Origin of the sequence: Candidatus Tisiphia endosymbiont of Nedyus quadrimaculatus (assembly GCF_964059235.1) — a bacterium.
Classification (GTDB): Bacteria; Pseudomonadota; Alphaproteobacteria; order Rickettsiales; family Rickettsiaceae; genus Tisiphia.
Genome location: NZ_OZ060452.1, coordinates 783,475 through 806,018, shown reverse-complemented (window position 1 = coordinate 806,018; position 22,544 = coordinate 783,475). Strand labels below are relative to the sequence as shown.

Sequence of the window (22,544 nt, the reverse complement as noted above, 5' to 3'; positions counted from 1 at the left end):
GGTTAGCTAGGCTAGCAATACAATGAATAATAGAATAAACAATCCATCTACGATAGTAGTTGCAATGTCTGGTGGGGTTGATAGCTCAGTAGTGGCTGCTATGCTCCATGAACAAGGTCATAAAGTCATTGGTATAACTTTACAATTATATGATCACGGTATAGCTACCAAGAAAAAAAATGCCTGTTGTGCTGGACAGGACATTTACGATGCAAGAATGGTAGCAGATAAATTGAACATTCCGCATTATATCTTAGACTATGAGTCTAAATTTAAAGAATCAGTAATTGATGACTTTGCTGATAGTTATATTAAAGGCGAAACGCCCCTGCCCTGCATAAAATGCAATCAGTCAGTTAAATTTAAAGATCTGCTAAAAGTAGCAAAAGATTTAGGGGCTGACTGTCTTGCTACTGGTCATTACGTTCGAAAAATCGAAGGTATAGGTGGGGCAGAATTACATACTGGTATTGATGCTGGAAAAGACCAAAGTTATTTTTTGTTTGCAACTACTTTGGAACAACTAAATTATCTATCTTTTCCTTTGGGCGGATTGAGCAAAGAGCAAACAAGAGATTTTGCTAGTAAATTTAATCTAAGCGTTGCCGATAAACCTGATAGTCAAGATATTTGTTTTGTACCGGATGGTGACTATAGGAAAGTAATTAGTGGTATACGAAACAATGCTAATGAGCAAGGTAAAATAATTCATGTAGATGGCTTTGAACTTGGCACACATAATGGTATAATAAATTATACTGTAGGTCAACGTCGTGGGCTTGGCATAGCCTTTCAAACACCACTTTATGTAGTAAGAATTGATCCTACTACAAAAATTATATATGTTGGTCCAGATTCAGCATTAGATTCAACCGAATTTACTATTAAAGATGTTAATTGGCTTGGTAAAAAAATGACCGAGCAAGAAGAAATTGATGTAAAAGTTAAGATTCGTTCGACTCGACCTGCTACCTTTGCCAAGATTAGTAAAATAAGTCATACAGAAATTAGAGTAAAGTTAATGTCTGCAGAAAAATCTGTAACTCCTGGTCAAGCTTGTGTCATATATGATAATGATCGAGTCCTTGGGGGGGGATGGATTACTAGAGAGATTGTATAAATCCAATTTCAAAAAAGTCTATTTTTATAAAATAAGTAATCTTAGCACTATAGTTGTAGTTATTCACAATGTTGTCATCCCTATGAGGCATTGCCCGCGTGAATCACTAGTATGTCATTCTCAGCAATGGCGGGAATCTATAATATCTAATAGCCTTTGCAGGTTATTTTTAGACCCCTGCCTACGCAGGGGTGACATCGTTTCTACTACTGATAGTCTAGTGATACGAACAATGTTGTCATCCCTGCGAAGGTAGCGGGATATAAGAAAGTGTCCTTTTAAGCTATTTATACTTTTTTAGACCGCTGCCTACGCAGGGGTAACATCGTTTTTACTACTGATAGTCTAGTGATACAAACAATGTTGTCATCCCTGCGAAGGCAGGGATCTAAGAAAGTGTCCTTTTAAGCTATTTAGACTTTCTTAGACCCCTGTCTACGCAGGGATGACATAGTTTTCACTACTGATAGTCTAGTGATACGATACTACAACTGTAGTATTAGATTGATACACCCTTCTAGGGTTTTCTACTATTAAAATCGGAGGAATTAATGAGCTTTTTAACAAAAAAAAGTTTTGAATCAATAAAAGAGCTAGGTAATACTAGTGGCCTTAGTAAAACTTTAGGAGCATTTGATCTAATATTATTAGGACTTGGTGCTATAATAGGCACAGGTGTATTTGTAATAACCGGTATAGTCGCTGCCACATATTCCGGTCCTGCCGTCATGCTATCATATGCTATTGCCGGTGTAACATGCATCTTCGTTGCCCTTGCATATACAGAGCTTGCCACAATGTTACCTACTTCTGGTAGTGTGTATACTTACTCTTATGTAGCTTTTGGGGAAATATTTGCTTGGTTAATTGGTAGCGTCATTGTATTAGAACTTGGTTTTGCTGCTGGTGTTGTTGCAGCCGGTTGGTCCGGATATGTTCAGGCAATATTGTCAGCAGGCGGAATATATTTACCTAAGGCTTTAACTGCTGTACCCGCGAATGGTGGGATGATAAATTTACCAGCTTTTCTTATTGTAGTATTTATCTCTTTTATTTTATATTTAGGAACAAAAGATAGTAAAAGACTAAATGCTATATTGGTATTTATAAAAATGGCAGCTATCTTTGCTTTTATTGTATCAGCTGCTCCACATTTTAATGCTACAAATTGGCAGAATTTTTTACCTTTCGGCTTTAATAATATGCTAGTTGGTGCATCTATCCTATTTATTGCTATGACAGGTTTTGGTACGATAGCCGCTACAGCTGAAGAATGTAAAAACCCCAACCGTGATTTAATGATTGGCATTATTGGGTCATTAGTAATTTCAACAATAGTATATGTTATAATAGCTGGTTTGGCCACTGGTATAGCACCTTTTGATCAACTTAATAATGATCAACCACTTGCTTATGCACTTAGTCTGAATAGCAGTAATGTTGGTTCGGCAATTGTTGCTACTGGTGCTGTCGCTGGTATGACTACAGTACTAATGATGAATATTTATGGTACGTCTCGTATCTTTTATGCAATTGCCCGAGACGGGTTACTGCCAAAAAGTTTTGCAAAACTTCATCCTAAATATGATAGTCCGTATATTACTATTTTAATATTCTCTGCACTTGCTGCATTATTAGGGGGATTTTGTCCAACTGCAATTCTTATTCAGCTATCATCTATGGGAGCTCTAGTAGATTACATGGCAGTTGCTATAATAGTTATGTTGTTTAGAATAAAAATGCCGGGTGCAACAAGACCGTTTAAATGTCCTGCTGCATTTATCATTATCCCATTTGTTTTAGTAGCTTGTCTATACTTACTAGTTATACAAATAGTTGATGGTGAGTTTAATTTAATGACTGCGGGGAAAGCACTAATATACTGGTTTGTAGCAATGTTTATTCTGTATGTCATTAGATCATTTTTTATAAAACGAGAGGTTTAATTTGTATGAGTGATAAATTACAATCTTTACGTGGTACGAAAGACCTACTACCTGAGGATTATCTAATTCACGATTACATAATAAACACAGCCAAACATATAGGTGAGCTTTATGGTTATCAAGCCATAAGTACACCTATCATTGAATATACTAAAGTCTTTGATCGTACACTTGGAGAAACTTCTGATGTAATAAGTAAGGAAATATATAGTTTTCTTGATAAAAGCGGTAATCATATCTCTCTTAGACCGGAATTTACGGCTGGCATTATCAGGGCTTTTATATCTAATAATCTGCAACAAACATTACCTATTAAATTTTTCTCAAGCGGCCCAGTGTTTCGTTATGACCGACCACAAGCTGGAAGACAAAGGCAGTTCCATCAAATAAATTTTGAGTATATTGGTGGAGAAGGACCTAGCACCGATGCTGAAACAATCAAGCTTGCATTAGATATTCTTCGGACTTTAGAAATAGATCAAGATACAACTTTAGAAATAAACTCACTGGGTTGTACTGCAACTCGTGCTGTTTACCAACAAAAGTTGGTAGAATATTTCAATGATTATAAGTCAGAATTATCAGAAGATAGCCAAAAGCGGCTTATCAAGAATCCAATGCGTATATTAGATTCAAAAGATGAGAACGATAAAAAAATAGTTGTCAATAGCCCCCTCATGTCCCAATATTATAGCAGTGATGCTGCAAAATATTTTGACAATTTACTAAAATACTTAGATTTACTCAATGTAAAATATATCATTAATCCAAGATTAGTAAGGGGACTTGACTATTATTGTCATACAGCTTTTGAGTTTACTACTAGCAAACTTGGTAGTCAATCGACAGTTCTTGCTGGTGGCCGCTATGATGGGCTGAGCAAACTTATGGGAGGTCCTGAAGTAAAAGCCATTGGCTTTGCTGCTGGAATTGAACGCCTTAGCCTAATGAGAGAGTACCACATATCTAAACCAAGACCAGTATTTGTCTTTCCCATCAGCGACAATAATTTAGAATATTGCTTAATTTTAACAAATCAATTGCGTCAAAAAAATATTCCTGTTACCTTAGATACTAACGGCAAAATAGCTAAAAGAATGGTACGAGCTAACCTACAAAAGGCTAAATATGCTATTTTTGTTGGCGATAATGAACAAATGAGCAATAATTTAAAATTAAAAGATCTTGATAAACAACAAGAATATCTATTGCAATTTGAACAAATTATGGAATTATTAGTTAATGTAAACAAATTATAATTATATATGAGCAAATTTGTACGAGCAGATGGTAGGGCTCTGTCCAAAAAACTGTGTAAATTTCGAAATAGGTTATATATAAAAGTATAACAAAAAAGGAAATTACATGAATAAAAAAACTAATGAATCAATAAAGCAAGCAGTAGATTTATTAATAGATAATGATACAGATGTAAGTACAATACTGAAAGAAGGAGGTTTATTAAAAGAATTGACCAAACGTTTAATAGAGAAGGCACTGCAGTCAGAAATGAATAATCATCTAGGCTATGATAAATACAGTCGTGCAGATAATGATAATGCTCGTAATGGTATAACTAGCAAAAAACTGATCTCCGAACATGGAGCTGTAGAAATAGAAGTACCAAGGGATAGGCATAATACCTTTGAACCCGCAATACTACCAAAACGCCAGAAACGTTTTGATGGTTTTGACGATAAAGTACTATCATTATATGCTAAAGACATGAGTATATCTGATATTAAGATTCAGTTACAGGAGTTATACAGTGTTGAAATAAGTGAAGGCTTAATCAGCCAAATTACTGATGATGTAATGGATGAGGTTAAAGCTTGGCAGAGTCGACCATTAGAAGAGATATATCCGATAGTATTTTTTGATTGTTTAGTAGTAAAAGTCAGGCAAGATAAAAGGATAATCAATAAGGCAGTATATGTTGCATTAGGAATTGATTTATCTGGTAAAAAAGATATATTGGGATTATGGATCAGTGAAAATGAAGGGGCAAAATTTTGGCTCGGTAATTTTACCGAAATGAAAAATAGAGGGCTAAAAGATATACTGATTGCCTGTAGCGATAATCTTACTGGTATGTCTGAGGCAATAGAAGCAGTTTATCCAAAAACAGAACATCAATTGTGTATTGTACATCAGATTAGAAATAGTTTAAAATATGTGTCGTATAAAGATAGGAAGCAACTGTCTAGCGATTTAAAGCCGATATATACTGCAGTAACGGAAGAACAAGCCCATTTAGCTTTAGTATCTTTTGAAGAAAAATGGAATAAACAATATCCACAAATTGCCAAATCATGGTATAATAATTGGGACAATCTAATGATTTTTCTAGGGTATCCTGAGTCAATTAGAAAGGTAATTTATACAACTAATTCAGTTGAATCTGTCAATAGTCAATTGCGTAAAGTAACAAATAATAAGCGGGTTTTTCCTAATGATAATGCTGTTTTTAAAAGTTTATATTTGACAATTGACTATATGACCAAAAAATGGACTATGCCCATTCCAAACTGGAATGAAGCTATGGCTCATTTGATGATTAAATTTGAGGATAGGCTTAACAAAATTTAATGACCTATTTTTTCGAATTTACACAGTTTTTTGGACAGAGCCGAAAATTCTATCTGAATTTTAACCAAAATTAACTAATTTTTTTATGTGGTTAGGGGGGGCAATAGTTTATTACAATAGGGGGGCAATAGCTGATTACAATTTACAGTTATAGCTATTCTATTTAAGGCGTTCATAATTGAAATACAGCTCGTAATATCCACAATTTCCCTCTCAGAAAAACGCTGTAATAGTTCATCTTTCATTTCGTCAACCTTTTCGAAAGAGCCACGCGTTATGGCTTCACACCACCTGAGAGCTATAACTTCTTTTTCACTAAAAGCCTCTTTACTAGAAAACCAAATTGGTAATAAATCTAGTTTCTCTTGGGAAACATTATTCTTTCTAGCATCGATAAGATGTAAATTGCAACAATAAAAGCAGCCATTTATTTGCGATACTCTTAGTTCAATTAAGGCTCTGAGTCCTTTGTCAATTGGAGACTCATTAAGACTTTCATAAGCTTTATATATGCATAAAATTGTGTGTTTAGAGATTTCGGCATAATTCATTTTTTTTCCTTTAAATTAGTTATTTAGAAAATTATTATCGCTGCATTGAGCAATGGGAATCTCTGAACCATGTCGTCTATTAAGTAAATATCTAACAAATTTACTAGGGCTTAAATCTTTAAATTTATCAACATTTTTAAACCATAACATCGAGTTATGAGCCACATTACACAAACCGTTAATTTCTCTTTTCCGTATATTTTGGTAAGCAACTAGAGCAGTGTAGTATGAGTATTTATATTTTTAACGCGAGTTGCCAATTAATTATACAGGTAAACCATTATTTAAAGCGGTTTACAAGTAGGAGTCGTAGTTAAAATGTTCGTTATAATTAGCTATATTTTAAAATATAGCTAAATTTGAGCCTTTTAATGCTATAAGTTACCTTCAAAGGCTTGATGAAATTCAGCTTTGTGCTTAGCAATTAATTGGCAACTTGCGTTGATAAGAAATTTATTAAATGGATACTGAAACAAAAATAACTCATCGTTGAGATTCAGGATAACATATCGAATCCATCTTTAGTATCTCAACACTTCTAGGATGATCTGCACCAAATTTGCTAATATGCTGATCATGAAATTTAATATACCAAGCTTTTTCTGCTAAATGACAAGTAGCTTTTGCTGCTGCTAAGTACATCAGACTTACTTCATCGACATTTTTCATATTATCTTTATAATTATTCCAATATAACATCTCTGCTGTTAAATAAGACTGAACTGCTTTCTCGTTTTGACCAAGAGCTGCTAATGTATCCCCTTCAGCAACAAACGCCTTAGCTAAATCTATATCTGGTGAGGTGGTAAGGTTTTTATTAGGTCTGCTTGGATCATTAATGAATATGGTTGTAGCTTTTTGAGCACGTTCTAGAGCTTTGTTAGCATTTCCTAACCCAAGTTCAGCTCTTGACATTTGGGTAAAGATTCGACCAAATACTTCATGATCTTCTTTCTTTACTGACTTATGCATATCATATAATTGCTGTGATTGTTCATAGGCTTCATTATATTTACCTAAGGAGTTTAGTATTTCAGATCTTGACATATAAGGTCCTACAAGATATATATCATTAGCTTGTACTCCACCTTCAATATGTTTTTTTATAGTATTATTAACTTGCTCTAGTGCTTCTTTATATTTTCCTTGCATAAAAAATAAACTTGTTTTGGCATAATACAAATTTACTATATCTGGACTATTTACCAACTCCTTATTAAACATATTTTCTACTACTTGAATATTTTCCTCTGCTTTTTGAGTTCTTCCTAGTGAAATATAGGCTTTAGCTAAGAAATATACTACATTACATTTATAAGCTTCATAACCTTTTACTTTGTCAAAGATTTCTTTTGCTTTGGTGTAATATTCAATCGCAGTATTATAATTAACCTTACCTCTGTAATAGATACCTATTAATTCTAGATAAGCTGCATACATGGCTTTCTCATCATTATTCATTAACCATAATTTAAAATTTCCTTGTTGATCATTTTTATTAAACCAGTCAATTTTTTTTTCTACATTATAGTAATCATAAGAGTTCATATATTGAATTATTAATTGGGTATTTAACTCCATCAATTTATATATAGCAATATTATAATTGATGGAATTTTTTTCAATTATTTCAAAATTGTCTTGGATAGTCCTAGAATTCCTAAAAACACGTCCTTTTATTACATCCTTTGGAATATAATTAACCAATTTAGTAATAACATCTTCTAAAAAAGCTCTATTATTCTTATTTCCATTTAGTTCCATTATTTTATTAGCAACAACATCATGCATTTCAAAAATAGGATTAGTTTCATTTGGGTCAATGTTAGCTATCAAAGCAAATTTAGATAATTGATAAATATCATCATCAATGGTATTTTTATTATCAGTAATAATCCTTAGTAAGTCCTTGGAAAAGCCTTGGTTATTAATCAAGGCTATCTTATTCAGTAGTCTTTTAGTATTTGGTTTTAATTCATTAATTGCTAGAGTAATGTTTAGTTTAATTTTATCGGTAGAATTCTGTATCTTCTTTTTATACTCTTCTTGATTTAAACCTAGTGCTTGGTTTAATAATTGTGCACCTTGTGCTATAAGTATAGGATAACCAACAAATTCTTGAACTAAAAACCCTACTAGTTTAGGATCGTCTTTTTCTAAAATATTATTAGCAAGTATTATAGCATCATTTTTTTCAAATGCCGTCATTTTGATTGTATTATGTAATAACTCACTATCTTGGGAAGCAAAGATAACATGACCATTATGCTCCCAATTAATGAACTCTTGAACTTTTTGATTTTCTTTGATCTTTAAATTATCAAATACTAACAACCATTTATCTTTACTAGATAAGTAAGACAATACTTCTCTCTTTGCTGATTCTACATCTTCTGATATTAAGTTAGTCTTAGCCTCTTCATTAATTGACTTTGCTAGCTTTAAAAACTCTTCATTAATATTTAAGTTACAATCAATAAACCAAATAAGCTCATAATTATTTTTATTCTCATAAGCATACATTCTTGCAAGTTGAGTCTTGCCCATGCCACTAATGCCAACGAGACTTGTCTGCCTATATTTAATTAAATTGTTTTTAACTAAAGTTAATTGTTTAACATGGTCAACAAAATAACTAACTGGTATAACAAGATTAGATATTGCCGCTTGAACAACTGATATATAAGACATAATTAATACCATAATTATTAATAGAGATTTTTTCATCTTTTCCTCCAAGTGTAAACAATTTACTATTTTATATGTTTATATTTTTTCAAACTTATTACCTTAGCTTTTTCTTTGTTAGCAGTTATAGTTTTGCGTAACTCAATCTCTATTATATTTCTTTTGTTTTCATTATATTATTGCGTAGTTTAACCCATGTTCCTTTAAAGATTGAAATATTTTACTACAATTCAGTAAAAACGGATCAATAGTTTCTACAATCATACTATTTGATAAATTTACCATTATTTGTTCTGTTAATAAAAATCCATCATAGAAAATAGTTAATTTATGGGTAGTAAATGTTATACATAAGGACTTAGGTATTTTACTTTGATCCTTCATAAAATTTATTAAATTGTAAAGTAGACTGAAAATTATCTGATAGAAAACATGTTGTCCACAATCTACTATTAATTTATCTATATTACACTCATATTTTATTGCTGTATATAAAAAATATTCAGCGAAATATTTTTTTAAATAATTAATTAGTGCTTTTGTATCAATCTCTGCTTGGGCATGCTTAGTAAAGCAGATTGGAAATAAATAATTACTGGGATATATCTTATCTAATTCTATTTCTTGCTCAGGATCATATTTTAATTGTTGTTTTATATATTCCTCAGTTGCTTTTTTTATAAAAAAAGTGTTTAAGTTTTTACTAGCTTCTTTATATAAAAGTAAGGCATTGTTCATCTTATTTGTATCATTATTTGTATCAAATAAATTATCATCTAATTGTTCTATCCTTGTAATATTATGCTTCACTTGCAAATTTATGTATAAAATTACACTACACGTAACAAAAGCAGCTATTACATTTACTAATAAACATTTGTATAGTTTCTTAATATTGCTAAAATAATAATCAGAGAGAGGATTAATCCCTAATTTTACTATAATACTTACTTGATTATTGATCTTATAATGGTTGGATACTAAATAGTTATAATTATTAATATTATTAGCATTAAGATACATCTTATAAAGAAGGTAACTTGGAAATATTTTCGTAATTATTTCGTTGAAAGCTTGCAAATCAAAAATCAACGTGTTGTAAGAATTATTAATATATATAGAATATCTATCAGATAAAATAAGATTCAACGAAACATTTGGGTGTAATATTTCGTTGTTATTGATAATATTATTTTTTAAGCAAGAAAAAGGTTTTGTCAAATAAGTTTGAATTTAGAGCTATCTCTATATCCCTAGATAATAAAGTAATTATACTCTGTTGACAGATCATAGAGGGGAGGTCCTCTGAAAAGAGAACCTCCTACTCGAGCTATTAAACCGATGGCTTACATCGAACCTAGGTTAAAGAATAGATTTGTTTTAATTTTTAGTTGCAATTTTTAAATCATTATGATATTAATATTTGTAATTATTTTACTGGATTTTCCTCGTATGTTACTTTATAAATTTAATTTGATTTTATTAAGCTGATTCTAGAAATGAACGTTATAGACAAAGAAAGAGCATTGCTTGCCGCACTTAGCCAGATTGAAAAAAGTTACGGCAAAGGTTCTGTCATGAAACTCGGTCAACGCCCTGCTGTAGACGTTGAGGCAATACCAACAGGATCGCTAGGGCTTGACTTGGCACTCGGTATAGGTGGGTTACCTAAGGGAAGAATTATTGAAATTTTTGGACCGGAAAGTTCAGGAAAGACCACTTTAACTCTACATATAATTGCTGAAGCACAGAAGAAAGGTGGTACTTGTGCTTTTATTGATGCAGAACATGCTTTAGACCCAGCATATGCCAAAAAACTTGGCATAAATATTGACGAGCTTATTATTTCTCAACCAGATACTGGAGAGCAGGCACTTGAAATAACTGATACTCTAGTACGTTCTGGAGCTATTGATATGGTCGTTATAGATAGTGTTGCTGCTCTTGTGCCTAAAGCAGAGATTGAAGGGGAAATGGGTGACTCTCATATGGGGCTACAAGCTAGATTAATGAGCCAAGCACTTAGAAAACTCACTGCATCAATTTCAAGAACTAATTGTATAATTATTTTTATTAACCAAATTAGAATGAAAATAGGTGTCATGTTTGGTAGTCCAGAAACTACCACGGGTGGTAATGCTTTAAAATTTTATGCTTCAGTAAGGCTAGATATTAGAAGAGTTTCAACAATCAAGGATAAAGAAGAGCTAGTAGGGAGTCAAACTAAGATCAAAGTTGTTAAAAATAAAGTCTCTCCACCGTTTAAAACAGCGGAATTTGATATAATGTATGGTAGTGGTATTTCTAGAGAAAGCGAGATAATTGATCTTGGTGTTAAATTTGAAATAATAGAAAAATCGGGTTCTTGGTTTTCATATAATGACACTCGTATAGGTCAAGGTAGAGAAAATGTCAAACATTACCTAAGAGAACACCCTGCTATTTGCTTTGAAATAGAACAACTAATTCGTCAAAAGTCTTCTCATAATACTAGTGTTACTTTTGATAGTGAAACGATAACTATAGAAGAGGAAGAATAAAAATGATAGATTTAACTGCTAAAAAATCTCTAATTACTGGAGCATCTGGGACAATTGGTGGTAGTATTGCTAAGCTATTCCACTCTCTTGGTAGTCATGTGATAATTAGTGGTAGTAACCAAGAAAAACTACAAGAACTTGCAAATAGCTTAAAAGATAATTATACGATAGTACCATGTAATCTAGCAAATATTGATGAATGTACTAACTTGGTGGCTAGTCTTGAACAAATCGACATTTTAGTTTGTAATGCCGGAATCACTAAAGATATGCTGGCAATAAAAATGTCCAATGAAATGTTTGATCAAGTTATAGATATAAACTTAAAAGCTAGTTTTATTCTAAATCGTGAAGCGATAAAGGAAATGATGAAAACTCGTTATGGTAGAATAATTAACATAGCGTCTGTGGTTGCAGTTTCCGGCAATCCAGGACAGGCAAATTATTGTGCTTCCAAAGCTGGCTTGATCGGTATGACAAAGTCTCTAGCAATTGAGGTAGCAAGTAGGGGTATCACAATTAATGCAGTTGCTCCTGGTTTTATTAAATCAAACATGACTGATAAATTAAAGGAAGCTCAAAAAGAGGCTATAATGCAAAAAATTCCTCTTAGAACTTTCGGAGAAGCCGAAGATGTTGCAAACGTAGTAGCTTTCCTAGCAAGCGACAAAGCTTCCTACATCACCGGTCAAACTATCCATGTTAATGGTGGAATGTTGATGGTATAATTGAATTAGGTGAATAAAATGAAAAACATAGCTTTTCTTGAAAGCAGAAGATCATAGTACCCTACATTTTTCTATAATCGTCATCGCGAGGCATCTTTAGATGCCGTGGCGATCTAGGTAAACAGCGAAGCTGTTTTTTAAAGTAACGCTTCGCGTATCCTGGATTGGCCGCGTCGCCGCTTTCAGCGACTCCTCGCTAATAGACGATCAGCAGCCATTTTAATAGTGGTGATATAAAAAATGTAGGGTACTATGGCAGAAGATATACTCTTCTGCTTTCAAGGATATTCTCTTAGTAGGTAATTAAATTCTGCACCATATATAAAAATCATGTTAATAATATAAAAAAATATTAAAGTCACTATTATACTACCAAGTGAACCATATATTATACTTAATTGGTTATAATATATTATGTAGGTAGATAATAAATATCCACTTATTACCCATAAAATTACCGTTAATAAAGCTCCAGGCACTACGTCTGTAAAATTTAATGTTGCATTAGGGATTATATAATATAGTGATGAGGAGGTAATAAATAATGAGCAGAAAATTATAACATATCGAAAAAGGGTTAAAGTGTGCTTATGTTCTTCTATCATTTGTAAAATTATCGGTAGTTTTGTTAATATTATTGGTACTATAATTAGAATAAGCATGGCAAAGGTAATGAATATACTGATTACTAAAAACTGTGCTATGCTAAGTAATCTTCGCCTTATGTAGGTAGGAGGAGATTTTATCTCATATACCCTATTTAAAATTGTTCTTAAACATTCAACAAAAGATGAAGCAGTCCAAATACTTCCCATTATCGCTAAGGTCATTAGGCTCTGAGGCGGAGTTTTTCCAAGTTCATTTATCCTAGTTTTTATTGAGTCAGTAGCCAATTCTGGCATACTTTCAAGAAGAATGGTGATGAAATTCTTTCCAAGTTCTGATGCTCCAACAAAACTTGTTAGTGCTAACAAAAAAACTAAAAAAGGAAAGATCGTTAGGAGTACCATAAATGACATATACCCTGAATGTTCAACACCATCATGTTCAATTGTTCTAAAGGCTGCCTGATATAGGCATTTTATAATTCTTTTCATCAAGTAACTTTCTTTTATTTTATATAATCATTCAAGTATATATATAAAATTCAACATTATCACTTTTTATATTAAGTATATTTTTTAACATTCTGCAATAATTCTTTAAATATTCTAGTTAATTCTATGATTTTAATTTTTTTAGTCTTATTCTATCTAGAATAGTAAAAAAAGGTTAAAAAAATACGATAAAAATGAAATTATAATTTACAAGGTTGCTAAGTATCTATACGATCAGTATAATTATATAATAGTTAAAAAATATTAAGCACTACTTGTACATAAACAAAAAATATAATCAATATTTACTGATAGTAGACAGTTTGCATGTGGGTGTTCCTATGTGAATTGTTGGCTTTCTAGGTTATATAATATATGACAGTAATATTTTTATTTGTTAATAATCTATTATATTCTTAAAATTTAATAGTTCATGCATAAAGGAGTTAATTATGGCACGAAGAAATGACTACATACAAAAAGTTGATCAATTTATAGGTGGAAAAATCTATTCTCTAAGGCTTGCCAAGGGGTTGTCACGTCAACAACTTGCAGAGGTAATAGAGGTAACACATCAGCAGTTACAAAAATATGAGAAGGGTATTAATAGAATATCAATAGGTAGGTTGGTTCTTATTGCTAAAGCATTAGATAAAAATATCGATTATTTCTATCAAGGTTTAGAAGATGCTGACAATGTCGAGCCTGTGCTTACTCAACATCAGCGTATGTGTATAGAAGTGTCAAGGAATTTTATGAAAATTCGTAACTCAGAACATCAGCAAGCAGTGAATGCATTGATACGTTCTTTGATTAAAGAAGATTAGGTAAAATAAAAAAATCATTGACCCGTTATGAAACTAAGAGTTGACACAGATAAAAGAGTATAGTAATTAGATACGAGTAGTTAGTAGGAATTAAGTAGCTATTTAGAAGAAAATAATTACATATTAATCAAAGATATTTATGCCAATTATTATTTTAGTAGCACCTCAAATGGGTGAGAATATTGGTGCTACTGCTAGAGCAATGAAAAATTTTGATGTTTCAGAGTTGAGAATCGTTTCACCTAGAGATGGTTGGCCGAATGAACAGGCACGTAGTATGGCGGTATCAGCGGTAAATATCATAGATAATGCTAAGATTTATGATAGTTTGGAAGCAAGTATCGAGGATATTGATTATTTATATGCAACAAGTTCAGCAACACGTAATATCAATAAAAACTATGTTCTATCAGAGAATTTAAGTCAGGATTATCCTACAGGTCTTAAAGTCGCCATCATGTTTGGTCGTGAAAATTGTGGTCTGCAAAATAGAGAAATTACTTATGCCCATAAAATTATTAACATTAATACAGGGGGTTTTAGTTCTCTTAATATTGCACAGTCAGTAATTATTATATGTTATGAGCTATTTCGTAATAAACAGCTGAGAATGAATGTTAGTAATGAACAGGAAGTAGCATCAAAAGGAGAATTAGGATATTTCTTTGAACATTTGTTTACTGAATTAAACAAAAAGAATTTCTTTAAAGTGCCTGAGAAAAAATTACACATGACTCAAAATATTATGAATATTTTTACTCGTATAGATAAATTATCTAGTACAGAATTACAAGCTTTAAGGGGAATAATTACAACCCTAAGTTCATAAAAATAGCTAATCTAGTCAATGTTGTTAAAAACTCGTTGCTTTTATAAAAAAAATAGCTATAGTTCCACTTGTTGTCGCTTAATAATGAAAGTGGTACAGTATATAGTTTTCCCTATAGCTTTAAGGGTTGATAGATAAATATCAAAAGGAAAAATTTGGAGTATTGCATGCCAACAAACAATCAGTTAGTACGTTTTGGAAGACAGTCGAAGATTCGTAGGACAAAATCCCCAGCTTTGGAATCTAATCCATTTTTGAAAGGTGTTTGTGTAATAGTGAAAACTGTTACTCCTAAGAAACCTAATTCTGCTCTTCGTAAAATGGCACGTGTTCGCTTAAGTAATGGGCAGTACGTGAATGCTTATATACCTGGTGAAGGGCATAATTTACAAGAACACTCTACGGTGTTGGTAAGGGGCGGAAGAGTTCCTGATCTCCCAGGTGTTAAGTACCATATAGTACGCGGTGCTTATGATACTCAGGGTGTAAAAAATCGTAAGCAAGGACGCTCACGTTATGGTACATCAGCGAAGCAAGCTGTAAAAAAATAATTTGAAATAGAGAGATAAGATGTCACGTCGTCATGCCGCAGAGAAAAGGGTTATCTTGCCTGATATGAAATATAATAGCCCTCTGCTTGCTAGATTTATTAATAATATCATGAAGGAAGGGAAAAAAGCTTTAGCCGAAAAGATAGTATATTCTGCTTTTAGTAAAATAGAAAAAAAACATAGGGTCGATCCTTATGAAACTTTCAATAATGCTATGAATAATGTAAAGCCATATCTTGAGGTTACCTCAGTGCGTGTGGGAGGTGCAAACTATCAGGTTCCTTCCCCTGTTGATGAAAGAAGAGGGTATGCACTTGCGTCACGTTGGATTATCAATGCAGCAAATAAACGTTCTGAAAAAATGATGATTGATAAGTTGGCAGAGGAATTATTTGAAGCATCAAATAATAGAGGGGTTGCTATTAAAAAAAGAGAGGACACTCATAAAATGGCTGAAGCTAACAAAGCTTTCGCTCATTTTAGTCCCAAAAAATCGCAACCAAGGTAATTAAATCATATGGCGATTACAGAATTTTCTCTTGCTAATACTCGTAATATAGGTATTTGTGCTCATATTGACGCTGGTAAAACTACCACAACCGAGCGTATTCTCTTTTATACAGGAAAATCACATAAAATTGGTGAAGTTCATGAAGGTGGTGCCACTATGGATTGGATGGCACAAGAACAAGAACGTGGTATCACTATTACTTCTGCTGCTACTACCTGTTACTGGAAAAATATAAGGATTAACATTATTGATACTCCAGGTCACGTAGATTTTACTATAGAAGTAGAAAGATCTTTACGTGTTTTAGATGGAGCGGTGGCGGTATTTGATGGTGTGGCAGGTGTTGAGCCTCAGTCAGAAATAGTTTGGAGACAAGCTGATAAATATAGAGTACCTAGAATGTGCTTTGTCAATAAAATGGACAGAATGGGTGCTAATTTCTACAAATGTGTAGAAATGATTAAAGATCGTCTTGGTGCAAAACCTTTAGTAATTCAGTTGCCAGTTGGTATTGAAGAAAATTTTAAAGGAGTTATTGATTTAGTCAAGATGCAGGCCATAATTTGGAAGGATGAATCTCTTGGAGCTGAATATTCGTACCAAGAAATCCCTGCTGATATGTTAGAAAAGGCTGAAGAATACCGTGCTTTACTAATTGAAATGGTTGCTGAGACTGATGATCATTTGATGGAGAAATATTTATCAGGTGAAGAATTTACTGAAGAAGAAATTCAAGTAGTAATAAGGAAAGGAACAATCTCACGAGTCTTTTTTCCTGTGTTATGTGGTAGTGCCTTTAAAAATAAAGGTGTACAACCTTTGCTAGATGCGGTTGTTGACTACTTACCTTCACCAATCGATATTGGAATAGTCAAGGGAATAGATATTAATTCTGGAGAAGAAAAAGATTTTAAAATATCAGCATCTGAACCTTTCTCTGCTTTAGCTTTTAAGGTAATGACCGATCCATTTGTGGGATCGCTTACATTTATCAGGATTTACTCTGGTAAGATTAGTTCAGGTGCTACTGTCATTAATACGGTAAAAGACCAAAAAGAACGAGTAGGTAGGATGCTTCTGATGCATGCTAATGAAAGAGAAGATATTAAAGAAGCTTTTGCAGGAGATATTGTTGCTCTAGCTGGTCTTAAAAATACCACGACTGGTGATACTTTGTGTGATCCGGATAAGCAGGTTATTTTGGAGAGAATGGAATTTCCTGAACCGGTTATTGAATTAGCTGTAGAGCCAAAATCAACTGCCGATCAAGAAAAAATGGGAATGGCATTGTCTAGGTTAGCTGCTGAGGATCCATCTTTTAGAGTATCAACTGATCAGGAAAGCGGTCAAACTGTTATTAAAGGTATGGGTGAACTGCACCTAGAGATTATGGTTGATCGTATGAAACGTGAGTTTAAAGTTGAGGCTAACATTGGAGCACCACAAGTAGCTTATCGAGAGACAATTACCAAGCATTGTGAAATTGATTATACTCATAAAAAGCAATCTGGTGGAGCTGGACAATTTGCACGGGTTAAAATAATATTTGAACCTCAAGAAGCTGGAACAGGATTTGCTTTTGAAAGCAAAATTGTTGGAGGATCTATACCCAAAGAATTTATTCCTGGTGTTGAAAAGGGTCTAAATAATATTAAAGATACAGGTGTAGTTGCCGGCTATCCAATGATTGATTTTAAAGCAACTTTGATAGATGGAGCATTCCACGATGTAGATTCAAGTGTACTTGCATTTGAGATTGCTGCAAAAGCTGCTTTTAGAGAAGGTATGCCAAAAGGTAATCCAAAATTACTTGAGCCAATTATGAAAGTTGAAGTAATTACTCCTAATGAGTATATGGGGGATATTATTGGTGATCTAAATAGTCGTAGAGGGCAAATGCAAAGTATGGATCCAAGAGGTAATGCACAAGTTATAACTGCAAATGTGCCTCTAGCTGAAATGTTTGGGTATGTTAGTACTTTGAGATCTTTATCGCAAGGTAGATCTCAATATAGTATGGTTTTTTCTCATTATGAGCAAGTGCCGTTGCAGGTGGCTGAAACTATTAAAGCTAAAAAATAAAAAAAATTATTAAGATAGCTATTAGTGTATTACATATAATATGCTATGATGTTATTTTTTGTGAATAATATATAATAAGGAGTGAAAAATGGATCTTTTAGGCAACGATGAAGGATATTATACAAATGAAGAATAGGTTATGGGATGATAGTCAAAAGCAGTTATCAATTAGTGTATCATATATAATATGATATTATATATGACATCAAAAATGAGAAGTGACTTTTAAATTGCCTTGGCTAATGGCATCATTTGAATAAGTAAGAATTTTATTGAAATTAAAACACTTGACTTTTTAGTAAAAATATGATAGGAGTGTAGCTCAATTGGTAGAGCGTCGGTCTCCAAAACCGAAGGTTGCGGGTTCGATTCCTGTCGCTCCTGCCAACTATAATGAGTTCATATAATATGTTAAAGGAAAATAGAGTCTACAAATTTTACGAGCAAGTAAAGCAAGAAGTTTATAAAATTGTTTGGCTTGGTAAGAAAGAGTTGATAACTTCAACTCTTATAGTAGTGGTGGCTGTATTTATTTTTAGTATAATTTGTTTGGTGTTAGACTACGGTATACATAGCATAATGCAGGTTTTACTTAATATTGGGAAGTAAAGAATAGGTTTAGGGAAAAATTGTGGTGCAGTGGTACGTTATTCATACATTATCAGGCTCAGAAAAGCGTGTAAAGCAAATGATTCTCGATCAAATTGCTAAGCAGGGTATGTCGGAGTCTTTTGAGGATATCGTTGTTCCGGTTATTGAAGTACCTGAGGTTAAACGTGGTAAAAACGTTAAGACAGAGAAGAAATTTATGCCTGGTTATATTCTGATTAAAATGAATATGACAGATGATTCTTGGCATTTGGTAAAAAGTGTAACTAAGGTTACAGGTTTTTTAGGTAGTAAAAGTACTCCACAAGCCCTTAGCGAAAAAGAAATACAAAATATTTTTAGTAAACTGGAAGCTGAAACCAAAGATGCTAGGATTTCGAAATTATATGAAATTGGCGAGGCAGTAATTGTTACTGATGGTCCGTTTGAGACTTTTACAGGGGTTATAGAAGAAATTGATTATGACAAAAATAGATTGCGTGTGTCTATATCTATTTTTGGTAAAGCAACTCCTATAGAACTAAATTTTACGCAGGTTAAGAAAAATAATTAGGGCTTGTTTAGGGCAGGGTCAGGGTAATTTAAAAGTCGGGTTGTAAGCCTAATAGATAAAAGAAAAAGTGCTTAATATGTACTCGATGTCATTCCCGCTTCGGTGCGGGATCTAAAAAAGTTTATATATTCTTCTTGGTTACTTTTTTAGCTCCCTGCCTTCGCAGGGATGACATAGATGCAGGAGTGATTGCATGGACTGGTCCATACCAATCAATGGACTCCATATATGACATTGAGAGTGTATTGACAAGGCTCACGTGAATAAGGCTATTAATTAAATAAGTAAGGATAAGATTATAATGGCAAAAAAAATAACCGCTTATATTAAGTTAACTGTGCCAGCAGGTAAGGCTAATCCATCCCCACCTATTGGTCCTGCACTTGGTCAGAAGAAACTTAATATTATGGAGTTTTGTAAGGCGTTTAACGCAGCGACTAGTGCTATTGAACCAGGGACTCCTATCCCAGTCGTGGTTACTGCTTATGAAGATAATAGTTTTACTTTTGTGACTAAGACTTCTCCAGCATCGTATTACTTAAAACAATTTGCTAAAATTCCTAAAGGTTCTAGTGCTACTAAAAAAGAAGCATTTGTTGGTAAGGTTAGCATGTCAGATTGCATTGAAATTGCAAAAATTAAAATGGTAGATCTTAATACTGATAATTTAATAGCTGCCGCTAAAATTATTCGTGGTACTGCTGAATCTATGGGTCTTGAAGTGGTAGGAGATTAATATATGTTAGTTGATAAAAAATTAGTTGGTGGCAAAAAGATTAGGGAAGCAAGAAAAAAAGTAGCTCTAGTTGCCAATCGTACTTTAGCAGAAGGAATAGAGCTACTCAAGTCTGTGTCTTATACTAAATTTGACTCTACTTTGGAAGTGGTGATGAAATTAGGGGTAGATCCTAAGCACTCGGATCAAATGGTGCGTGGTGTTGTTGCATTACCAGCTGGTACGGGTAAAGTTAGTAGAGTTGCAGTGATTTGTAAGGATGAAAAGATAGAAGAAGCTAAAGAAGCTGGAGCAGATATTGCTGGTTCTACAGAAATTATCGATGATATTAAAGCAGGAAAAATTAATTTTGATGTTTGTATTGCAACACCAAATATGATGCCAGCAATAGGTGCAGTGGCAAGAATTTTAGGCCCAAAGGGCTTAATGCCAAATCCAAAACTTGGGACTGTAACTACCGATATCGTAACGGCAATTAAAAATGCCAAAAGTGGTCAAGTAGAATATAGAATTGAAAAGGCAGGTATTATTCATGCTGGAATTGGTAAATTATCATTTTCCCAACAAGATTTGCTAGATAATGCATCAACTTTGATATCTGCTGTAGTTAAAGCAAAGCCTTCTGGTGCTAAAGGAAATTATTTAAAAGCAATATATCTATCTTCTACTATGAGTCCATCAGTAAAAATAGATTTAGCAAGTATATCGTAAAATACGACAAGGAGAGTTAAGGTGTTAAGATCAGAGAAACATGAATTTGTCGTAGAACTTGAAGAGGTGTATAAACGGTCAAATTCCGTGATAATTACTCATTATCATGGGCTTACTGTTAGTCAAGTAACTCTACTGCGTAGGTCTCTTAAAGCAAAAAATGCGGGGTTCAAAGTAGTTAAGAATACTTTGTCGAAAATAGCAGCAAATAAGGCTGGTATTGGTGATATTGTACATTTGCTTGTTGGTCCGACAGCCTTTGCATATTCTGAAGACCCTGTTGAAGCTGCGAAAGTTGTCGTAGAATTTGCTAAAACTAATGAATGTTTGAAAATAGTTGGTGGTTTAGTAAATAATCAAGTATTAGATGCGAATTCTGTACAACAACTTGCAAAATTGCCTTCATTAAATGAGCTTAGAGGCAAAATTATTGGGCTGGTACAAGCTCCTGCAACTAAAATTGCTGGTGTGGTGCAAGCTCCTGCAGCCAAGTTTGCTAGAATTTTTCAAGCTTATCTAAATAAAGAATAATTTAATAAAAAAGTTTTAAAAGGAAGAAAATTATGACAGACATAGCAAAAATCGTAGATCAATTGTCAACACTTACAGTAATTCAAGCAGCAGAGCTTGCAAAAATGCTAGAAGAAAAATGGGGTGTAACAGCCGCAGCTCCTGTAGCACAGGTGGCGAGTCCTGTAGCATCAGAAGCAGTAGTTGAAAAAACAGCTTTTGAAGTTGTTTTAGTCAGTAGTGGTGATAAAAAAATAGAAGTAATTAAGGTAACTAGAGAACTTACTGGTCTTGGCTTAAAAGAGGCTAAAGAATTAGTAGATGCTGCCCCAAAAACTATTAAATCCGGTGTAAATAAAGAAGATGCTGAAAGTTTTAAAGCAAAATTAGAAGCAGCTGGAGCAAAAATTGAATTAAAATAATTGAGTATATTATCGGGTGGAAAAAGCCTAGAGTTTACTTTGGGGGTGTATTAAGTAACTCGTTTGTCAGTCCGTATTAATTAGGTTCTGTGCAGGTTGTTAGGATAAGTCTCTAAGTTAAAAGAATAGGGGCAAAGGGGTAAAGGACATAACTGTCGAAAGTTAGTAAATACAGCTTCCCTATACGTCATTGCGAGGAGGCGTAAGGTCGACGAAGCAATCCAGTAACATCATTTATCTATAGATTGTTTCCTAGATTGCTTCGCTTACGCTCGCAATGACGCTGTGGTATAGGTGTTTGTAAACTTTCGACAGTTGTGGGGTAAAGGATTAAGCGTACATTTGTAAGTACGCGAATCCCCAGCAGTTTGCATGGATATTAACTTAAGTACAGGGTTATTATTGTTGAGCAGTGTTTCAACAATAAGATGTCATTCCCGTGCAGGTAGAGGAATCCATAATATCTAATAGCCTTTGCAGGTTATTTTTTGAATTCCCGCTTTTAGCTAGGAATGACATTAACCATCACGGGGGTGGTATTTAGGCTGCTTAAGTTGATACCCATGTAGTAGTTTTGTGATAGCCTTTCTTTATAAAGCAAAATAATAATAAATATATGTATACTCGAATGTGACTCCGAATTAGATTTGAAAATATCAGGGACTCGCGTACTCACGTACGTTTAGTCCGCTCGCCCCTCATTTTCAAATCCAATTCGGAGTCACATTCGAGTATACCGCAAGATTTAGAATCTACATAGATTGGTAGAAACATTTTGGGACTAAATCTAGGTTTGTATTGTTGATAATGGAAATGAACTTGTTGTGTGATATTCTATTTGGCTTACGAGTTATGTTGCTAAATATGTTATCATACCTGTGTAAACTATTACATTTTGTACAAAAATTTATAAAACTTTTAAGACAAAGTTCTTTTGGTTTAAG

General features: G+C 33.2%; 21 protein-coding genes and 1 tRNA gene. 18 read left to right on the top strand and 4 right to left on the bottom strand.

Annotation, left to right across the window (positions count from 1 at the left end; genetic code table 11):
* The first annotated feature begins 22 nt into the window (after positions 1-22).
* From mnmA to AB3211_RS03815, 4 genes are all read left to right on the top strand, one after another.
* Positions 23-1,120, top strand: a complete 1,098-nt coding sequence (gene mnmA / locus AB3211_RS03830) for a tRNA 2-thiouridine(34) synthase MnmA (RefSeq protein ID WP_367364760.1) — start codon at positions 23-25, stop codon at positions 1,118-1,120.
* Positions 1,121-1,671: 551 nt separating this feature from the next.
* Entirely contained in the window at positions 1,672-3,066 is a 1,395-nt protein-coding gene (locus tag AB3211_RS03825; protein WP_367364759.1) for an amino acid permease, read from the top strand.
* 5 nt (positions 3,067-3,071) lie between these two features.
* On the top strand, positions 3,072-4,325 hold the full coding sequence (hisS, locus tag AB3211_RS03820; protein ID WP_367364758.1) for a histidine--tRNA ligase: 1,254 nt from the start codon (positions 3,072-3,074) through the stop codon (positions 4,323-4,325).
* A gap of 106 nt (positions 4,326-4,431) precedes the next feature.
* Complete coding sequence (locus tag AB3211_RS03815; RefSeq protein WP_367364757.1) at positions 4,432-5,655, top strand: IS256 family transposase; 1,224 nt, start codon at positions 4,432-4,434, stop codon at positions 5,653-5,655.
* A gap of 83 nt (positions 5,656-5,738) precedes the next feature.
* On the opposite strand, the gene AB3211_RS03810 is transcribed toward AB3211_RS03815, so the two are convergent.
* From AB3211_RS03810 to AB3211_RS03800, 3 genes are all read right to left on the bottom strand, one after another.
* Positions 5,739-6,206 carry a carboxymuconolactone decarboxylase family protein gene (locus AB3211_RS03810; protein ID WP_367364756.1) on the bottom strand — a complete coding sequence of 156 codons (468 nt, stop codon included), beginning with the start codon at positions 6,204-6,206 and terminating at the stop codon, positions 5,739-5,741.
* A gap of 483 nt (positions 6,207-6,689) precedes the next feature.
* On the bottom strand, positions 6,690-8,933 hold the full coding sequence (locus AB3211_RS03805) for a tetratricopeptide repeat protein (RefSeq protein WP_367364755.1): 2,244 nt from the start codon (positions 8,931-8,933) through the stop codon (positions 6,690-6,692).
* A gap of 132 nt (positions 8,934-9,065) precedes the next feature.
* Complete coding sequence (locus AB3211_RS03800) at positions 9,066-10,115, bottom strand: hypothetical protein (protein ID WP_367364754.1); 1,050 nt, start codon at positions 10,113-10,115, stop codon at positions 9,066-9,068.
* Positions 10,116-10,393: 278 nt separating this feature from the next.
* Between AB3211_RS03800 and recA the strand changes: the two genes are divergently transcribed.
* Together recA and fabG are read left to right on the top strand one after the other, a co-directional pair.
* The gene (gene recA / locus AB3211_RS03795; protein WP_367364753.1) at positions 10,394-11,434 is read left to right on the top strand and encodes a recombinase RecA; all 1,041 of its coding nucleotides are present in this window, start codon (positions 10,394-10,396) and stop codon (positions 11,432-11,434) included.
* Positions 11,435-11,436: 2 nt separating this feature from the next.
* Positions 11,437-12,162 carry a 3-oxoacyl-ACP reductase FabG gene (gene fabG / locus AB3211_RS03790; protein WP_367364752.1) on the top strand — a complete coding sequence of 242 codons (726 nt, stop codon included), beginning with the start codon at positions 11,437-11,439 and terminating at the stop codon, positions 12,160-12,162.
* Positions 12,163-12,440: 278 nt separating this feature from the next.
* Here fabG and AB3211_RS03785 read toward each other — a convergent pair whose 3' ends face one another.
* Positions 12,441-13,259, bottom strand: a complete 819-nt coding sequence (locus AB3211_RS03785) for a YihY/virulence factor BrkB family protein (RefSeq protein ID WP_341754441.1) — start codon at positions 13,257-13,259, stop codon at positions 12,441-12,443.
* A gap of 452 nt (positions 13,260-13,711) precedes the next feature.
* Between AB3211_RS03785 and AB3211_RS03780 the strand changes: the two genes are divergently transcribed.
* From AB3211_RS03780 to rplL, 12 genes are all read left to right on the top strand, one after another.
* Positions 13,712-14,086: a helix-turn-helix domain-containing protein gene (locus tag AB3211_RS03780; RefSeq protein WP_341758592.1), complete on the top strand. Its 375-nt coding sequence runs from the start codon at positions 13,712-13,714 to the stop codon at positions 14,084-14,086.
* Positions 14,087-14,225: 139 nt separating this feature from the next.
* Positions 14,226-14,915, top strand: coding sequence for an RNA methyltransferase (locus AB3211_RS03775; protein WP_341758591.1), 690 nt, complete (start codon positions 14,226-14,228; stop codon positions 14,913-14,915).
* Positions 14,916-15,082: 167 nt separating this feature from the next.
* Entirely contained in the window at positions 15,083-15,466 is a 384-nt protein-coding gene (gene rpsL / locus AB3211_RS03770) for a 30S ribosomal protein S12 (protein ID WP_341747241.1), read from the top strand.
* Positions 15,467-15,485: 19 nt separating this feature from the next.
* Positions 15,486-15,974 carry a 30S ribosomal protein S7 gene (rpsG, locus tag AB3211_RS03765; RefSeq protein WP_341747240.1) on the top strand — a complete coding sequence of 163 codons (489 nt, stop codon included), beginning with the start codon at positions 15,486-15,488 and terminating at the stop codon, positions 15,972-15,974.
* Positions 15,975-15,983: 9 nt separating this feature from the next.
* Positions 15,984-18,059, top strand: coding sequence for an elongation factor G (fusA, locus tag AB3211_RS03760; RefSeq protein ID WP_410521176.1), 2,076 nt, complete (start codon positions 15,984-15,986; stop codon positions 18,057-18,059).
* Positions 18,060-18,370: 311 nt separating this feature from the next.
* Positions 18,371-18,446: transfer RNA gene (locus tag AB3211_RS03755), tRNA-Trp, on the top strand.
* A 21-nt stretch (positions 18,447-18,467) separates the two neighbouring features.
* Complete coding sequence (gene secE / locus AB3211_RS03750) at positions 18,468-18,668, top strand: preprotein translocase subunit SecE (protein WP_341748453.1); 201 nt, start codon at positions 18,468-18,470, stop codon at positions 18,666-18,668.
* Between the two features lie 19 nt (positions 18,669-18,687).
* Complete coding sequence (gene nusG / locus AB3211_RS03745) at positions 18,688-19,221, top strand: transcription termination/antitermination protein NusG (protein WP_367364814.1); 534 nt, start codon at positions 18,688-18,690, stop codon at positions 19,219-19,221.
* Positions 19,222-19,522: 301 nt separating this feature from the next.
* Positions 19,523-19,957: a 50S ribosomal protein L11 gene (gene rplK, locus AB3211_RS03740; RefSeq protein WP_367364751.1), complete on the top strand. Its 435-nt coding sequence runs from the start codon at positions 19,523-19,525 to the stop codon at positions 19,955-19,957.
* Positions 19,958-19,960: 3 nt separating this feature from the next.
* Positions 19,961-20,668 (top strand): 50S ribosomal protein L1, encoded by a 708-nt coding sequence (rplA, locus tag AB3211_RS03735; protein WP_367364750.1) that lies wholly within the window; start codon positions 19,961-19,963, stop codon positions 20,666-20,668.
* A gap of 21 nt (positions 20,669-20,689) precedes the next feature.
* Complete coding sequence (gene rplJ, locus AB3211_RS03730) at positions 20,690-21,199, top strand: 50S ribosomal protein L10 (protein ID WP_341758588.1); 510 nt, start codon at positions 20,690-20,692, stop codon at positions 21,197-21,199.
* A 32-nt stretch (positions 21,200-21,231) separates the two neighbouring features.
* A complete protein-coding gene (rplL, locus tag AB3211_RS03725; protein WP_367364749.1) occupies positions 21,232-21,600 on the top strand; it encodes a 50S ribosomal protein L7/L12 in 369 nt (122 codons plus the stop codon).
* Positions 21,601-22,544: the final 944 nt, after the last annotated feature.

What these genes read in the sequence shown, in the direction of transcription:
- mnmA (WP_367364760.1), top strand. Translation starts at nt 23, where the DNA reads ATGAATAATAGAATAAACAATCCATCTACGATAGTAGTTGCAATGTCT.
- AB3211_RS03825 (WP_367364759.1), top strand. Translation starts at nt 1,672, where the DNA reads ATGAGCTTTTTAACAAAAAAAAGTTTTGAATCAATAAAAGAGCTAGGT.
- hisS (WP_367364758.1), top strand. Translation starts at nt 3,072, where the DNA reads ATGAGTGATAAATTACAATCTTTACGTGGTACGAAAGACCTACTACCT.
- AB3211_RS03815 (WP_367364757.1), top strand. Translation starts at nt 4,432, where the DNA reads ATGAATAAAAAAACTAATGAATCAATAAAGCAAGCAGTAGATTTATTA.
- AB3211_RS03810 (WP_367364756.1), bottom strand. Translation starts at nt 6,206, where the DNA reads ATGAATTATGCCGAAATCTCTAAACACACAATTTTATGCATATATAAA.
- AB3211_RS03805 (WP_367364755.1), bottom strand. Translation starts at nt 8,933, where the DNA reads ATGAAAAAATCTCTATTAATAATTATGGTATTAATTATGTCTTATATA.
- recA (WP_367364753.1), top strand. Translation starts at nt 10,394, where the DNA reads ATGAACGTTATAGACAAAGAAAGAGCATTGCTTGCCGCACTTAGCCAG.
- fabG (WP_367364752.1), top strand. Translation starts at nt 11,437, where the DNA reads ATGATAGATTTAACTGCTAAAAAATCTCTAATTACTGGAGCATCTGGG.
- AB3211_RS03785 (WP_341754441.1), bottom strand. Translation starts at nt 13,259, where the DNA reads ATGAAAAGAATTATAAAATGCCTATATCAGGCAGCCTTTAGAACAATT.
- AB3211_RS03780 (WP_341758592.1), top strand. Translation starts at nt 13,712, where the DNA reads ATGGCACGAAGAAATGACTACATACAAAAAGTTGATCAATTTATAGGT.
- AB3211_RS03775 (WP_341758591.1), top strand. Translation starts at nt 14,226, where the DNA reads ATGCCAATTATTATTTTAGTAGCACCTCAAATGGGTGAGAATATTGGT.
- rpsL (WP_341747241.1), top strand. Translation starts at nt 15,083, where the DNA reads ATGCCAACAAACAATCAGTTAGTACGTTTTGGAAGACAGTCGAAGATT.
- rpsG (WP_341747240.1), top strand. Translation starts at nt 15,486, where the DNA reads ATGTCACGTCGTCATGCCGCAGAGAAAAGGGTTATCTTGCCTGATATG.
- fusA (WP_410521176.1), top strand. Translation starts at nt 15,984, where the DNA reads ATGGCGATTACAGAATTTTCTCTTGCTAATACTCGTAATATAGGTATT.
- secE (WP_341748453.1), top strand. Translation starts at nt 18,468, where the DNA reads ATGTTAAAGGAAAATAGAGTCTACAAATTTTACGAGCAAGTAAAGCAA.
- rplK (WP_367364751.1), top strand. Translation starts at nt 19,523, where the DNA reads ATGGCAAAAAAAATAACCGCTTATATTAAGTTAACTGTGCCAGCAGGT.
- rplA (WP_367364750.1), top strand. Translation starts at nt 19,961, where the DNA reads ATGTTAGTTGATAAAAAATTAGTTGGTGGCAAAAAGATTAGGGAAGCA.
- rplL (WP_367364749.1), top strand. Translation starts at nt 21,232, where the DNA reads ATGACAGACATAGCAAAAATCGTAGATCAATTGTCAACACTTACAGTA.